Origin of the sequence: Pseudoalteromonas sp. SR45-5, from assembly GCF_014163565.1 — a bacterium.
Lineage (GTDB): Bacteria > Pseudomonadota > Gammaproteobacteria > Enterobacterales > Alteromonadaceae > Pseudoalteromonas > Pseudoalteromonas distincta.
On record NZ_JACJDN010000002.1, the window covers coordinates 19,536 to 34,067 of the forward strand.

13 protein-coding genes and 1 pseudogene are annotated in these 14,532 nt (G+C 37.9%); all 14 read left to right on the forward strand.

The window, feature by feature from the left end; genetic code table 11:
• Positions 1–8: 8 nt before the first annotated feature.
• A complete protein-coding gene (locus tag H5072_RS00245) occupies positions 9–425 on the forward strand; it encodes a hypothetical protein (RefSeq protein WP_182692323.1) in 417 nt (138 codons plus the stop codon).
• Positions 426–429: 4 nt separating this feature from the next.
• Complete coding sequence (locus tag H5072_RS00250; RefSeq protein ID WP_182692324.1) at positions 430–1,590, forward strand: hypothetical protein; 1,161 nt, start codon at positions 430–432, stop codon at positions 1,588–1,590.
• On the forward strand, positions 1,580–2,611 hold the full coding sequence (locus tag H5072_RS00255) for a DUF2169 domain-containing protein (protein WP_182692325.1): 1,032 nt from the start codon (positions 1,580–1,582) through the stop codon (positions 2,609–2,611). Before H5072_RS00250 ends, H5072_RS00255 begins: the two co-directional genes overlap by 11 nt.
• Complete coding sequence (locus tag H5072_RS00260) at positions 2,601–3,500, forward strand: hypothetical protein (RefSeq protein ID WP_182692326.1); 900 nt, start codon at positions 2,601–2,603, stop codon at positions 3,498–3,500. Before H5072_RS00255 ends, H5072_RS00260 begins: the two co-directional genes overlap by 11 nt.
• Positions 3,497–4,573, forward strand: coding sequence for a DUF4150 domain-containing protein (locus H5072_RS00265; RefSeq protein ID WP_182692327.1), 1,077 nt, complete (start codon positions 3,497–3,499; stop codon positions 4,571–4,573). Before H5072_RS00260 ends, H5072_RS00265 begins: the two co-directional genes overlap by 4 nt.
• Positions 4,574–7,768, forward strand: coding sequence for a hypothetical protein (locus H5072_RS00270; protein WP_182692328.1), 3,195 nt, complete (start codon positions 4,574–4,576; stop codon positions 7,766–7,768).
• Between the two features lie 8 nt (positions 7,769–7,776).
• A complete protein-coding gene (locus tag H5072_RS00275; RefSeq protein ID WP_182692329.1) occupies positions 7,777–8,760 on the forward strand; it encodes a hypothetical protein in 984 nt (327 codons plus the stop codon).
• 80 nt (positions 8,761–8,840) lie between these two features.
• Positions 8,841–9,830, forward strand: coding sequence for a hypothetical protein (locus tag H5072_RS00280; protein WP_182692330.1), 990 nt, complete (start codon positions 8,841–8,843; stop codon positions 9,828–9,830).
• A gap of 206 nt (positions 9,831–10,036) precedes the next feature.
• Positions 10,037–10,534, forward strand: coding sequence for a hypothetical protein (locus H5072_RS00285; protein ID WP_182692331.1), 498 nt, complete (start codon positions 10,037–10,039; stop codon positions 10,532–10,534).
• A gap of 184 nt (positions 10,535–10,718) precedes the next feature.
• Positions 10,719–11,693: a transposase gene (locus H5072_RS00290; protein WP_182692332.1), complete on the forward strand. Its 975-nt coding sequence runs from the start codon at positions 10,719–10,721 to the stop codon at positions 11,691–11,693.
• A gap of 362 nt (positions 11,694–12,055) precedes the next feature.
• Positions 12,056–12,598, forward strand: coding sequence for an SMI1/KNR4 family protein (locus tag H5072_RS00295; protein ID WP_182692333.1), 543 nt, complete (start codon positions 12,056–12,058; stop codon positions 12,596–12,598).
• A 106-nt stretch (positions 12,599–12,704) separates the two neighbouring features.
• A complete protein-coding gene (locus H5072_RS00300; RefSeq protein ID WP_182692334.1) occupies positions 12,705–13,595 on the forward strand; it encodes an N-acetylmuramidase family protein in 891 nt (296 codons plus the stop codon).
• Positions 13,582–14,016: a hypothetical protein gene (locus H5072_RS00305; protein ID WP_182692335.1), complete on the forward strand. Its 435-nt coding sequence runs from the start codon at positions 13,582–13,584 to the stop codon at positions 14,014–14,016. Before H5072_RS00300 ends, H5072_RS00305 begins: the two co-directional genes overlap by 14 nt.
• A gap of 128 nt (positions 14,017–14,144) precedes the next feature.
• Positions 14,145–14,451, forward strand: a pseudogene (locus H5072_RS20990) (hypothetical protein); the annotation flags it as partial.
• Positions 14,452–14,532: the final 81 nt, after the last annotated feature.

Sequence of the window (14,532 nt, forward strand, 5' to 3'; positions counted from 1 at the left end):
GTAATTTAATGAACGCTAAAGTTAAAAGTATATTTAATCACGATCAGCAACTTGCACCTGTAAGTAAAGTTGATGAATTTGGCCGAGTTAAAGGCGTTACAATAAATAACGACGAACAGAGTGTTGTAGCACAAGCGGCGCACATAACACCATGCCAAGTGGGCGACACAGTACTGCTTACCCATACCGCACAAGGCTTTATAGTAACAGGGTTACTTGCAAGTGAAGATCAAGCGCCCGCTGCACTCATTAAAAATAGTCAAGGCCACATAACTATTGAAGCGCAGCAAAGTATTAGCCTCCAAACCGCTAAAGGGACTATAGAAGTATTTGCCGACGGGACGATAGTGCTCGAAGGGCGAGATATAACAGCCAATAGCGAGCAAGATCTTACCTTGGCTGGCTGGCCAATTAGGCTTAATTAATACTATGTTTGTTCAAGTCGCTAAGGTTAAGCAGCATCAGCAGCGCTTAACTACTTTATTAAAACACAAACAAAAGCTGCAAACGCAAGGCGTTTACCCGCTTGCGCGACTCAATGTAATTGAAAGCCAATTACTAAATCATTTATACACACTCAGCGATTTAAAAAGTGATGCACCCACAGATTACTTTGCAGGTAAAAATTTAACACAAGTAAGCCATTTAGCGCTTGATGAATTTATTACCTTTGCGACAGAAAACCCTGAGCACCACAGTATCTACACGCTATTGCTACAAAGTCTTAATTTAAAAAGTGAACTTAACAGCGCCGAAACTTTTTTAGCTTTAAAGTCGGACAAACATTTAAGTTATTACAGTGTATTACAGCACTTACTTGATTATTGGCAGTTAGACGATAATAAAGCACTGCGCAATAGTGTACTCAACGAAAAAGAAGAGCTTGATAGTAACGCAATTACTTTACTTTTTTCACAGCACTTAAGCGAAACAGAGCTTACCAATGCAATGTTACATGCTAACTTTGATATTGCTTACGCAGCACTTGTAAATGCCTACTGTAATAACGCAGAAAACGTATCAGACATGCTGTTTAAAGTATTTGCTAAAACAAATGATGACAATAAAAAAGCAAAATTGCTTGCTTTAGCTGGGCTTACTAATGATCTGCGTTGGGATGAACCTTGCCTTCTATTTTGTAAAGCTAACCCCGGGCTTTGCCAGCATGTACTAAGCCACTTTGTATACAAACGCACACTGCCTTTATTTATTAATTTAATGGCGCATGGGGTAACGCAAAAACCAGCATATGCAGCATGGCTAACAATAACTGATAAGCCGCTTGCCCAAGCTGACAAAGTGACTGTAGTGGAATCAAATAACGAAAAAAACGTACATAGCGGCATAAACCTTGACGATGCAGAGCATGCAAGACAAGCGTTTGCATTAATGCCCGGGGATCAATTATTAAACGGTGTTAGCTTTGTGCACAGTAATGTAAAACAAAAACTAAAAATGCTTGCAGGAGAAGTTGTGCAACGTGTAATAGCACCGCATTATCCACTGCAAAAAGCCTGTGCGTTATACCATTTATTAGTGAGCGCTAAGCAATGGCAAAGTGTGATAGCGGAGAGCCCAAGTGCTGAATAATTTTTCTCCTTGGCAGGCCAGTTTTTTTGATGGTTGGTTGAGTGATCGTACGCTGGCTAAAGTGGTTGTCGTAAAACAAAACTTTGAGTTTGACGAAAAGGGCAATGTAACACCAAACGAGCCTGGACCCGATATTGTTGTAGCGGATGACTACGTTGGTGACCCCGCACATTCTCCACTGAGTGAAGTAAACGAACAACTTGCTTTTAAGCATGGATTTGAAGTGTATGGCGACTTTACAGCTTACCCACCTAAAGCCAAACAAGCGCGAGTAATTGAAGTAGAGCTTGGCCTTTATAATAAAACGCAGCCACTATTTAAAAAGCGTTTACGTGTAACCGGCGCACGTTTTTGGAAGCGCTCTTTGCTAGGGCCAGTCGCAACTGATCCTAATATTATTGAACCTACACCTATCAATTACAGCAATGCCTTTGGTGGAAAAAACCTGAATGACGAAACCGATTACCTGCTAGAAAACCCAATAGGAAAAGGTTTTAAGCTTAAAAATAAACAGGCAATAGGGCAGCAACTACCCTCTATTGAGTATGCAAACGAGCTTCTGCGAAAGCCGAGTCATACTACGCCAGTAGCTGGTTTTTCAGCTATACCATCACATTGGTCACCACGTATAGAGCTTATGCCCGACATTGATAAAAAAGCACTAATGGCAGGTAATTACCCATTTAAAACAATGCTTGATGAACATTTTAATAATGTGGCACCTTTAGATCAGCGTATAAAAAATGAGTTTACAGCAGGGTGGGCGTTTTCGCTTTCTGGACTGTACCCGTTACAAAACTATGGTCAGCACCAGCGAGTAGAGCTTCCATTTGACGAGCCAATAGTTCAGCTAGTTAACACATTAAACAGACATACAATTAATATGCGCTGCGACACCTTAATTATTGATTCTGACGCGCAAAGTTTTTCTTTATTATGGCGCGGGAGCATTGATGCTATGCACGTAGGCGCAAATAGTCAGTTAGTCGTGGCAAAAAAGGAAGCTAACAATGAAGTTTGATGTACTTTGCCACATAAATGCCACAGGGTGTACACCAAGCAGCCTATATACCGCTGTTGCAAACCAAATGTTATTTTCTAAACCGAGTAAAGCATTAATACGTTGCGATATAAGCTTAGATGCCCCCTACATAATGGTAGAAATAGAAGAGCTTGCCCAACTAGACAGGCAAACTAAATGCTTACTACTACTAAGCCAGCTTATCGAAAACCTTGATATTGCAACCCTTAGAAAAACATCTCGTATAAGTCAAATAATGTTTGTATTACCACAGGATGAGTTAAAAAACCCAGTAATAAGTGACGATACCGTCAATGAGCTTTTAGCTGAGGTGATCTCTCAGCAAATACCTGATTTTATACAAACAACAACTATCGATTTTAAAAATATAGCCCCAGATACGTTAATAATTGCAGTAGATTCGTGTGTTAGTTACCAGTATGTGAGCGAGCAAGCAAAAAATAACGATGTGCAAGTGCTAAATGGCCCTCCGGGTATAATTAATGGAGAAGGTGGATGTGCATTACTTATACATGGTCAAGGTGGGCTAGAAGCACAGCTTTTTAATGGCGAGTTAAAAGAACAGCTTAACCAAGCACAAGCGTGTGTTAATGATACTTACCTCTTTGCAGGTAAGCAGTCGTTAGCATGGCAAAAAAAATGGTTTGCTAATACACAAGCATTGTATAGCCCAGAAGACGAATTAATAGAGCTTGCCGACTTAAATAATACTATTGGCTATCAAGGCGTTGCAAACGACCTAACTGGTTTAGTGCTTGCAAACAGTTATTTAAATAACCCATTAAGTGAAGGGTTAAATCATGTGTTTTTATTATTTAATTCACCCAATGAGCAATTAATAAAAATTTCAAGGAGTGAAAATTCATGACATACATTAATGCAGCCGCAGGTAAACAAACAGGCAGTGTGCAATACGATATAGACGCGCTAACCGCCGATGTTCGCTCAGGTGGGTCATTAACATGGCGACACAATAACCCAACGCTATTAGCCCTCAATAATAGTGCAAGAGGTAACGGCGCGTTAGGTAAAGCCAGTAATGTTGCTATATTTGAAGACAGAGATGCCGGTGAAGCTGCTTTTTTAGATGAAATAGCACGCCCAAAATACCGCGATAAAACACTAGGCGAAATGGTTAATACCTTCATACCCGACTATATAATTCCGCCACCACAATGGGATGATGAAAAAAACGAGGCCATCTTGCCGTGGAACGAACCACAAACAGATATGGATGTTAATAAACCGATTACCAATGCCCAAGCATTTTTAGACTTAGTGTCGAGTCACTTAGGGTGGCAAGCCGGCAGTCAAGAGCAGTTAACCAAAGATGCGCAATCGCAAGCAGGGCAAGTAGCCACAGTATCAGGGCAAAATGTACTCATAAATGGCCGTACCGCGGTACACAAAAAAAGCGGCGGTAAGTTAAGTACCATAGATGTATGTTTAACCACAGTAGGGCCAAGTGTAATCCCTATTCCATACGCAAATATGGCTGCGGCCAGCGATGTAGCAAGTGTTGCTGGGTCAGTAAAAATTAACGGAAATGGCGCGGCTAATATCAAAAGTAACTTTTCAAAGAGTAAAGGCGACAAGCCGGGTAACAAAAAAGGCATAGTAAGCGGCACTAACGATGGAAAAGCCGAATTTATTATGGGCTCATTTAACGTACTTATTGAAGGTAAACCCGCAGTGCGCCAAGGCGATCCAATGATTTCAAACTCAAAAAACACCCCGCCTATGCCTCTCGCGCAATCAGGTGGCGCGTCACCTAGAGGGTTAAGTGTCGAAATGAGAGATTCAGATACACAAAGTGAAGACCCAGCAGAGGCCGCTTTTATCGTAGAGACAGACGCTAATAATAATTTAATTGGTCAAGGGAAGTTTACCGTCACTCAAGGTGCATTCAAGAATAACCAAGTTTTTGATGAGGGAGTTTAAATGACTACACAATATATATACGCCCCTAGGATTGTTGATGAAGCGAAAGACTGTAGTTTAAATCTTATTTTACATAGTTTTTCTGGACCGGAGCTTTGCATACCATTTGGTAAAGCAGCAAAAAAGTTAAAGTCGCAAGATTTAGCTGAAGATCAAAAGCCGACATTTATAACCGTTACGCCACTAGTATTTAAAGACTATACACTTGATAAAACTAAAGCGGGCGCACCCGAATTCATCCCTATGGATAAATTTAGACCAACACCTGAGGATGATGCTGCATATGGTTATTATTACATATATATTAATGGTTTTTTATGGCGAGAGATTGCAGCGTTAGCTGATAAGCAATTGAGTGATGTGGATTTATCCCTACATCATAGCCAAGACCTAAGACCGCATAGTAGTGTTTTTAATCAAGATATTTTACTACCGCGTAAAATAATTGAACTGTTTGGTTCGCCAAGTACAGCCCAAGTGCCTAATATTCAAATTGCTTTTTCACGAGTACAGTGGTCGTGGGAATATATTACTGCATTAGGAGGAATGTATGAAAGCGACTTACGTCTCAGTAAAAAGCCTTTATTGAGCAAGTGTGATGATACTCAAACAGCTAGTCGCTACCGTACTGAACGAATGCAATCTTTAGATTTTAATGATGCTCCTAATTGGGGTTCGATTAAAAATATGGACGTTTTGGCTGGTAAAGTAAGTGTGCTCGTCCATGATATTTTGGGTATAGCACAAGTACAAAAATTAACAGCTGACTATTACTCTCAAATGCTGAAAAACCACCAATCAGAACTTGAATCGAATGGTTATTATAAGTCGGCAATGCTGGCTCATCAGCTGTATTTTAATGAAACTTTGTGGCAAAAACAGGCGCTCAGCACACCTAAAACGTCGCATAAAGCTTTTGTAAAAGAAGACCCACAAAGCAGTAATACACGAAAAGCCGCAGGCGAAGTTTCAGAGCAAGAACTAGAAAAGTATTTGCTAGGGACCAACCCCTCTTTAGTAATTGATGCCGTTGAAGGTTATTTAGATGCTCGAGAAAAGCTCTACGATTTATATTATTTAGACTGCCAAGATTTAGAGCTAACTTTAAGTGAGATTAGCGACCAAATTAATGTTCAACCACCGGCAGAGTGGGAGTGCCTAGCCAAGGATTTAACAACGGGCGGTGTTCTTACTTACGGTTTGGCGTTCGAATTTATATGTGAGCAATTAATAACACTAATCTTACCTAAAACCACACTGTCTGCGTATTTGCCAGGACTATGCGATAAAGAAAAAAAAGACAAGTTAATTAATCGATTAGATGAGCAATTTGAAAAGAGTAAAACGTTAGTATTTGAAATAACTCAAACAAACAATAATTGGTTTAGTAAGCAATTTTGTGTACACCCAGAGGCATTTGGAGAAAACCTAGCAAACACTAATTATGATGAGGAATTAATAGCAGACACAGTAGAAGGGTTTAATCCTAAAAAGTTTGATCATGATAAAATTAAAGACGAATTATCACTGCCATTCATCCCAGCCTACTTATCAAGTAAAAGTGTACTTGATGTTGTCTCTAAAGGGCTTAATGAGTGGCTAGGCATGCAAGAGCGAGTCTTTGCTACTTTTACTAAAGAATTAACAGAAAAGGGAATTAAGTATCATCACTTAATTGGCGGCTTTAGCAAATCACGTAACATAGCAGAGTTTAAAAACTTAAAAATATACCCCGCGAATGCAGTGCCTGAAGGGCGCTTTGCTTTGAATATGGATATTGTTAGCCACCCTTTATTAAATGATTTGAAAACTAGAAAACAACGTAGCGCATTTAGAAATATTATCAAAGCTATTGAAGAAAAGGGAAAAATCACCTCTACTAATACAAATCAAGTAATAACAGTTGCTAAAGCATTAAAGCAACCCCTTTTTTCAAATGGGATTAATGAAAGTAATCGCAAGCTATTTAAGCAAACCATCGCTTTAGTTACGCAAATGGCAAAAATGGTTTTGGAGCAAAAGAACTTTGCGGCACTCATGTCAGGTAGTCAATCTTATGTACTAACATTGCCTGAAAATGACATTCCCGCCAAAGTATTATTCGACAGCCCCGCGAGAAGTCTTGGTGATGAGTTCCACCATCGTGGCTTAGATAAAAATATGCTTAAACGCATAACACTTTCAGCAGGGCGTTTTGTGTCTATCCCTTTACTATTTTTGACCGGTTATAGCAGTTATGTTGCGTACAATGATTATGAAAAAGAGTTTAAAAAAGGCGATCTTTATGAGGGAGCTAAAAATGTAGCCCTAATTGGAGCTAGCTTAGCTGCTGTCGGGAGTGTGTGGGAAGCGTATGCAAAAAATATTGATGAAAGACTGCTTACTCGCTCAAGACTTTCATTTCAAATACTTGGCTCGACAGCAAGTATTAATATTCTGAGGAGTTTCGCTGGTATAATGGGAGTTGTAATGGGTGGGATCCAAATCGCTGATGCTTACCAATTAATTATTAAAAGTGATACTGATGCCGGTATTGCTATGTTTGCAGCAGCAGGCTTCAGTATTGGGCTAGGTATACACACTATACTATTTGCAAGTCTTGGCCCTTGGGGGTGGGCATTATTATTAGGCTCTATCGTATTTAGTTTACTTGCAGTGTGGTTAACTGACAGTAAATTAGAAATATGGGCTAAGTTTGGCCCGTTTGCCAAAAATAAGCGAGGCGTATTTGCTGGTGAAGAGGCGGCTATTTACAATACTTTCTCAGATCCAAACCAATATTTTAAATATATCCAAAGCGTATTGTTTTCGCCTAAAGTGACTATTAATGAACCTAGCTTCTTTCAATCCACATCATATTATACTGTGAAAGTTGAATTGCCAATGTTCATAGTGGGTAAATCTGAGTTGCTTTTAGATGTAAAATACTCATGGCGGCATCCAACAACGTTGAATGTTTATAAAAAAGCAACCTGGGTTGAAGGCACTAAAGAGTATTTAGCTGAATTTGATGATAATAGCCTTAGCCTAGATGCTGCAGTTTATGAGTTTGAAATTGAATCACCGAACATTAGTGTGTTTGATGTTGAAATAACATCAACACTTTTATACAACGAAGATTTAACGTTACCGATAGATTTTGATGCGTTTGAAAAGCCAATTGAAAATGCCTCGCCTGAATTAGCAATCGCATAAGGAAAGTAATGCAAAATAATGATTACCTAGCCGTTGATATCATGCCTAAAAAAACGCGATTTAATTGTTTTTTTTACCCTGAGAGATTAAATAGCCTCAAGGATAAATTCAAAGGCTTATGCTATTTATATAATTTACCTGCAAGAAAGCAAAAAGAAATACAAAAACATCCTGAACGATATAAAGTAGAAATGTGCGGAAATAGCCCAATTAGAGTTATATTGTTTGGCCCAATCATAATCGGCTTTGTTTTAAGTTTGTTACTATTACTATCTTGTATTGTGATGACATATTCGGATGAACCTTATCATTGGTGGGTGCCCGCACTTACTTTTTCTTGGAACCTGTTTTTTCTTAACTTATTACCAATAACAGAGAGTTACCTCCCTAAAAAGCAAATATATTTTGACAGAAAAAAACAGTTAGTCGGCTTTACCTATGAGATACCCGGTTGTGAAGAGCGTGATGAGCTGGGTAATTGTTGTTTTAAATGGGCTGATATTGTATGCCATTTAGATATGGTTGCAACACGCCCGGGCGTAATGGGGTTTGTGCCTTTTATTAGTCATATTGATGAGGATAAATACCCCGAGACTAAAATAGCAGTTCAAGTGCCTGATAACTCAAATAACCCAATGAACTGTTATTTATATTGGGAGCGTGTAGTGCGCTTTATGGACAACAGCCAACCACTTCCTGATGTACCTGAGTATGAAAACTACCGACACCTTGATGAAGTAACCGCTGAATTTGATAAGCAAAATGACAGACCCAATAATTTTTGGAGCGACTTTTCGCTTGCTCAACAAGTCGAAATTTGGCAAAAATTTAATAAAGAAGCAGCTCATTTTAATTGGCTCAGAGCGACACCTAACGAAGAAATAATCAAACCTTGGCTGCATTTTAAAGGTGAGCCTGATCGTATCGAAAAACTAACCTGGAAATACAAAGCAAAGCGCTTAGCACTGCAGTTGTTTATGGGAATACCTTAAGTGTTTATAAAAGCCGCTTTATAACTTAAAGGAAGTTTGAGCTTGAGCTATGCATAGTTTGAGTTTGTTAAAGGAGTAATATGCTTAATTATAAGTACTTAGGTGGCCCGCTGGCTAAAAAAACAATTTTTAATAAATATTTTAATGCTAAAACAAGCAAAAGTCTTACAAAGCAATTTGGTGGATTATGTATTCTTTACGATTGGCTATATATCGATAAGTTAGGTCTAAAGGCACAACCCCAGCGCTTTCAAGTCCATTCATGCGGTAATGACCCTATGAGAGCACTTATATTTGGTCCCATGTTTTTGGGTTTTGTTGGGAGTTTGGTTGTTGCTTTAGATATTATACTAATCCCATTTCATGGAGAGGGCGACGCTTTTCATTGGTGGTTACTTTATTTAGTACTCGGCTTTAACCTTACATTTTTAAACCTTCAGCCACTCTGGGATAGGATGGCGCCTCCTAAGTTAGCGTATTTTGACCGTCAAACAGGTAAGGTTGGTTATACCTTTGATATCCCAGATTGTGAAGCGCGAGATGAGTTTGGCAATTGCTGTTTTGATTGGGGAGATATGCAATGCTCATTAATAAACGAAAGCACCTCGCAGTCGGGCTCTCGGGCATTTTTTCCAAAACTCTCCCATATAGACATAGATAAATACCCACAAACAAAAATGACGATTGTCGTGACAGAGTTAGCACAAAACCCAATTTATTGTTTACTTTTTTGGGAGCGTTTAGTTCGCTTTATGGATAACACAAAGCCATTACCTGATATACCTGAATATGAGGGTTACAGGCACCTAGACTCAATTACCGCTGAGTTTGATAAGCACAACAATCGCCCAGAGGTTTACTGGCGTGACATGAGCTTTGCACAACAAACAGAAATTTATGATGAGCTCTATGCTGAGGCATACAAAATAGATTGGTATAACGACGAGCCACACCCTGAAATAACCAAACCATGGCAACGGTGGACTCCTGAGCCTGAGCGAAAACAAACACTTAATTGGAAATACAAAGCGAAACGTTTATTTATGCAATTAACGTGTGGGATACCCTGAGTAATTTATTTAAAAAGATAATTTTATATGGAGTACATTGTTTTTTTATGTACTCAAGTGAACTGTCCACATGTGTATTAAATAAATTTTAGAATCTTTTATTACTTAATTTAGGCCATTCACTATATTAGTGAAAATTTTTATTTAAGAAGCTAAGTACCACTAACCAAAACTATATTTGAAAATTTTTAAAGGAATCAATTAATATGGAAGATAATAATATAGAAGCTAATAAAATGCGCATTGATCTTGATGTGCTACCGGCAGTGTTTGCCATTCAAGGCTTTACAGCTATTTATCATGCAAGTGTAAAGTCAAATCCAAAGGAAAAATTCTGGTCGATGCTTGCTATTGTATTCGGTTGTATTTTCATAGCCTCCGTTTTAACTATTTTTATTGGACCTGACCAATTATATATTCAAGGTGATATGAGCTTATCCGAGTTTTGGCAATTATACCCAGGGCCAATAGCATCAGTTAGCTTTGTACTAATATATGGTTGTATACAAATAGCGTCTCAATTTTCAACAAATTGGAAGTCATATTTTAGTGATATGATAGATGTTTATGTGGATTCTAAAATTATTGATGCCACTGGTTACGAAATAGAAACACTTGAGAATGACAATTTTGTAATTGCTAAAGACCCAGAAGCATTAAATAACTATATAAATAAACTAAGAAGTCAGCTTCAAGAGAATTAAGATATTAAATGAGAAACAAACGACATATATGTCTAGTTTAGTTGTACGAGGGTGAAAACATATCCAAAAGGTAAGGGCGCATCAGTTAGCACGACAGCAATAAACAAGACACCCATCTTAATTTTGCAGTTTAGCAAACGTAGTACTAGGCTTTTGTCAGTATAAAAAACAAGCAGGGTGTCTTATGGCAATTGCAAGAAAGCGTCAAGTAAGTTTGGTTGATACAAAATATTATCATTGTATTTCACGGTGTGTTCGTCGTGCATTTTTATGTGGTGAAGATCACTTTACAGGTAAGTCTTACGAACATCGACGAGGCTGGGTTGAAGATAAGCTAATTGGATTAGCGAAGGTATTTTGTATTGATGTGTGTGCTTATGCCGTAATGAGTAATCATACCCATTTAGTCCTGTATGTTGATGATAAAAAAGCGAATAGGCTAAATGATAAAGCGATTGTTATTCGTTGGCATAAGCTCTGTAAAGGCACTGTACTTACGCAAAAATACATGGAGGGCGAAAAGCTAAGTAAAATAGAACTCATATTTTTTAATCAAACAGTAAAAGAATATCGAGAGCGCCTATCAAGTATTAGCTGGTTTATGCGCTTATTGAATGAAAATATTGCTCGTAGAGCAAATAAAGAAGATAACTGCACTGGCAGGTTTTGGGAGGGGCGCTTTACGTCTCAAGCATTATTAGATGAAGCAGCCCTTGCTGCCTGCATGGCGTATGTCGATTTAAACCCCATTAGAGCCAAAATGGCTAACACCCCAGAGGAGTCAGACCATACCAGCATCAAACAACGCATAACACAGGCAAAAGAAAGCAAGCAACCAAAACAACTCCTGCGTTTTGCAGGTATGCCACGTCAAATTATGCCAAAAGGACTCCCGTTTGAACTTAAATCGTACCTTGAACTTGTTGAATTAACAGGACGTTGTATACGAGAAGGCAAGCGAGGGTATATTGATAGTACACACTTGCCCTTACTCGAAAGAGTGAATATATCCCCCGAAAACTGGTTAAAACTCACCACACAATTTACGCGTGTATTTCATGGTGCAGTAGGCAGGCCAAGTTCACAAGCAAGCTACTGTGAAAATTTAAACAGAAAACGGCGAGCGAACATCAGTAACTGCCAAAAGCTTCTCGCATAAACTTAGACTGCTAGGTGAAATTATTCATTAATAAATCACAACTGCATCATGCAGTTATTTTCGTGCATGTAATTTAGGTTTAACAGCGGTCATGTTTTATTTAATGGGTTAAATGAAAAGAATCGATTAAGAAAGGTAAATTTTTAAGCTAAAAAGTAGATTTTATGGCACAGTTTGGCTTGTAAAATTAGAGTGGCTGTCTAGTTTAGTTAATAACTTTAAAAATTTAAAAATGGTAGAAGGTACTGTTAATGCAAGCTTTGGAAAGCAAATAGATCTTGAAGCATCTAGATTAGGATTGAAAAATGGTGATATTGTATCTGGCTTTATAAAAAAACTTGAATGAGAGAAGAGGGTATATTATGGATTGGAAAGAAAAGTTTCACATCGTTATTTCTTCGGATGAAATAAATGATGAAATTGAAGCTGACTTTTATTTAAAAGATGCTGGTGCTAAGAATGATTTTTTAGAAAAGATAAAATTAGAATATCCATTTGTAACTGATGACTATATTAATTTTTTGAGAATGACTGATGGCGCAGATATCGCTCAATGCAGGTTTTTAGAAACAAATAATTTCGACAATTTTGCAAGCCAGTATGGCCAAACTTATTCAAATAAAACTTGGATGCCATTTGGCTTTGAAGCTGGTGGAGATCCTTTATTACTTCACTTTAGTGGTAAGGTTGCCATGGGTGATGGGAAAGCAAATCATGAAAATGTTGTTTTTTTAGCTAATAATTTTTCAGACTTTTTAAACAATGTGCTAATGGGGCCAAAGTACGCTTCAATCTTTCGGATTAAAGAAGACAATTTTAGCGAATTCTACCAAAATGAGCTTGAAGATGATCCTTGGTTAGCTTTTCTTGTTAAAAGAAACTGGGTTGAAATAAAAAAGCAATAGAGTAATTAAACAAAATAACAAAGACACCCACTTTAACTAGTGGGTGTTAATTTACTACTAACACGTTGTACTTAAAAGATATAACACTAAAGAAAAGGACTCTTCGATGCCAGCCATGAAATTAATCCAATCTTTAGGGATTGGCAGCGCAAATAAGCCAGGCGATATAAAGGCAGTACAAAATGCCTTAAATTCACTTCTTTCCCTCATAGCGCCCACTAGAAAACTTACTGTAGACGGTCGTTTAGGCTCACGCCCTGAAAACTCTAAAACAGTAGCGGCTATTAAGTTGTTTCAAAGCAAAGTGGTAAACATGGTACGCCCAGATGGAAAAATAGATCCAAATGGACGCACCCATAGAAAAATTAACGAAAAGCTTATAACCCTTGTAGTTAAAAATAACTTTAAGCTACCAGTTGCCTCTACAGATGTTAAAAAGCTATCAGAATCGGATTATCAAGATATTGCAAAGGAACTAGGATGTAAAGTTGCAGCTATTAAAGCTGTCGCCGATGTTGAATCTTCTGGTGATGCATTTTTTTCCAATGGTAAACCAAAGATCTTATATGAAGCACATATATTTTCTCGCTATACAAATCATATATATGATCAGAGTCATCCATCTATATCTAGCAGACACTGGAATCGTAGTTTATACATAGGTGGTACAAGAGAATACACAAGACTAGAAGAGGCTATGACTCTAAATTCAACAGAGGCATTAAAATCAGCTTCTTGGGGGCGTTTTCAAATTATGGGCTTTAACTATCGTGCATCAGGGTTTTCTAATGTTGAGGAGTTTGTACGAACAATGTTTAGCTCTGAAAGAAAGCAACTTGATGCGTTTGTTAACTTTGTGAAACATAAAGGCCTAGAGAAACACCTGCTCACGCTAAATTGGGCTGCATTTGCCAAAGGCTATAATGGGTCAAAATATGCGGAGAACCAATACGATATTAAACTGCAAAAGGCATTTGAAAAATATGATAAAAAATAACCGTTTTCAGGCTTTATTTATTCTTCCGCTATTTTTTGTTGCATCATGTAATGCAACTCAAAGTGAGGCTGAGATTATATTTAAGTGTCAAGCTGATGCACCTAAGCCAGTCGAAATTGTTGTTAGTGAAGTGAATGGAACATTTAAATTGGAGGCGTTTAATGTTGATGGAAGAAACCTCATCAATTCCATTTCACTCAGTGATATAAGTAAGTCCAGTTATCACCGCTCTTTAGTTACAGAGCATAGTATGACTTTTACGCAAGCTAATGGTGACGTCGTAGTAAGTGATTACTACAGTGAAGAGTTTGATACGGTTACAGAGGAAAAATCAGTCACCATACAAAAAAATGGCAAAAAAGAATATTGGACTTGTGATGATTCAAGTTTTAGCAAGCTATCTGCTATTGATGATTTTTAAAGTGCATCGTAACTATTCAGCCCTACCTTTAGAATAAATAACATGATACCCACTTTAAATAGTGGGTGTTAATTGGCAGAATAAACTAGATGGCAGAATAAACTAGACAATCATCTTAATTTTGAAGTTTGGCCGATACAAAATATTACCACTGTATCTCGCGTTGTGTTCGGCGTGCTTTTTTGTGCGGTGAAGAGCATTTTACAGTTCAATCTTATGAACATCGACGAGGCTGGGTTGAAGATAAGCTGCTTGAGTTAGCCGAGATATTTTGTATTGATGTGTGCCCTTATGCTGTTATTAGTAACCATACTCACTTGGTTCTGTATGTAGATGACAAAAAAGCTGAATGATAAAGTGACCATTATTCGTTGGCATAAACTGTGTATAGGTACTGTACTTACACAGAAATATATACAGGGCGAAAGCTACTCGCATAAAACTAAATCAATTATAGTGAAATTTTAGTAATAAATCACAACTGCATCATGCAGCGATTTTTATGCGTTTAATTTA